Origin of the sequence: Pseudomonas sp. ICMP 10191 (assembly GCF_001467335.1) — a bacterium.
GTDB lineage: Bacteria > Pseudomonadota > Gammaproteobacteria > Pseudomonadales > Pseudomonadaceae > Aquipseudomonas > Aquipseudomonas cerasi.
Genome location: NZ_LKGW01000016.1, coordinates 1 through 1,101, shown reverse-complemented (window position 1 = coordinate 1,101; position 1,101 = coordinate 1). Strand labels below are relative to the sequence as shown.

Annotated in this window: 2 protein-coding genes and 1 pseudogene; all 3 read left to right on the top strand. The window is 59.3% G+C overall.

Features of this window, described 5'->3' with window-relative positions; genetic code table 11:
* A pseudogene (locus AO388_RS03220) lies at window positions 1-262 on the top strand (hypothetical protein); the annotation flags it as partial.
* Between the two features lie 88 nt (window positions 263-350).
* Window positions 351-635, top strand: coding sequence for a hypothetical protein (locus tag AO388_RS03215; protein ID WP_058416036.1), 285 nt, complete (start codon window positions 351-353; stop codon window positions 633-635).
* A 29-nt stretch (window positions 636-664) separates the two neighbouring features.
* Window positions 665-1,101 (top strand): DUF2303 family protein (locus tag AO388_RS03210; RefSeq protein ID WP_153003956.1); only part of this gene is annotated, 437 nt, incomplete at its 3' end.

Sequence of the window (1,101 nt, the reverse complement as noted above, 5' to 3'; positions counted from 1 at the left end):
CCACATGCTGCGTAAGATCGCCGCCGAGCACCGGTTCGAGTACAAGCGCTTCGATCCAAGCCCACACCTTTCGCGTGTGAAGGTCCAGCGCATAGACCCCGTCGCGGATGCGTTCAACGTTCTGCGCATCAAGGAAGCGAGGGACCGCGGGCTGTCTCGGTACGCCGCCAAGAACCTGATCGGCATCAGCAGCACGCTGATGGAACGACTCATCGCAGACTTCAACATCGATTACCCGGTGAACAGGATCTATCGCAAGTGAAGCGCATGCAGTCCCGCGCCAACCATCGCCGCCGCCCACTTCAACTCAACATCCCACCCAGTGGAATCAAGCCCCCGGAGAAACAACCATGTCGAAGCCGACAGACACCAGCGAATTCCTGAACGAACTGAATGGCGGGGCTTTCGCCAGCCAGATAGGCCACGCCCTTTCCGAAGTTGCCGCCGGCGTTGTCGATCACGGCAAAGCCGGGAAGGTGGTCATCACCCTGGACTTCTCCCAGATCGGCGAATCCAGCCAGGTGAAGATCAATACGCCAATGCACGTTGGCTCCGGCGGCAACATCACGCTGTTCGCCGAAAAGCACGACCAGCTGTTCACGCGTGACGATGCACCTATCCCACGCCGCGACTGATCACCCTCCCACCAAGCGAGACCTGAAATATGTCCCTCACGAAAGAAGCAATTCAACTGATTACTGACACCGCGCTGATCGCAGACGGCAAAGAGCTGAACACCGTCACGCCTACCATCGTGCTGCCCGAAGGCGCGAAGATCGTGAACCTTGAGCAATTCGGCGCAGGCCGCAGTCGCTTCCGTGGCACGTTCTCCACCAACTCCTTGGCGGACTTCGCCAAATACGTGTCCGACCGCGCAGTCGCCGACGCAAAAGGCTTCATCAATCAGGACGAAATGACCTGTTCGGTGCTGTTCAACCTGGGCAACGAGGAAGTGCCAGGCCACGCAGATGATCGCGCTGTGCTGAAGCTCAAGCCCACCGCTGCCTATCAGGCCGTGCAGGCCATTAGTGGCCGGGCCATGTCGCAGAAGGATATGAGCGACTGGATTGAAGACTGGCACAGCACCCTGTCGGCGGTCGG

Bases quoted from the DNA above. Each gene is read 5' to 3' on its own strand.
- AO388_RS03215 (WP_058416036.1), top strand. From the start codon at position 351: ATGTCGAAGCCGACAGACACCAGCGAATTCCTGAACGAACTGAATGGC.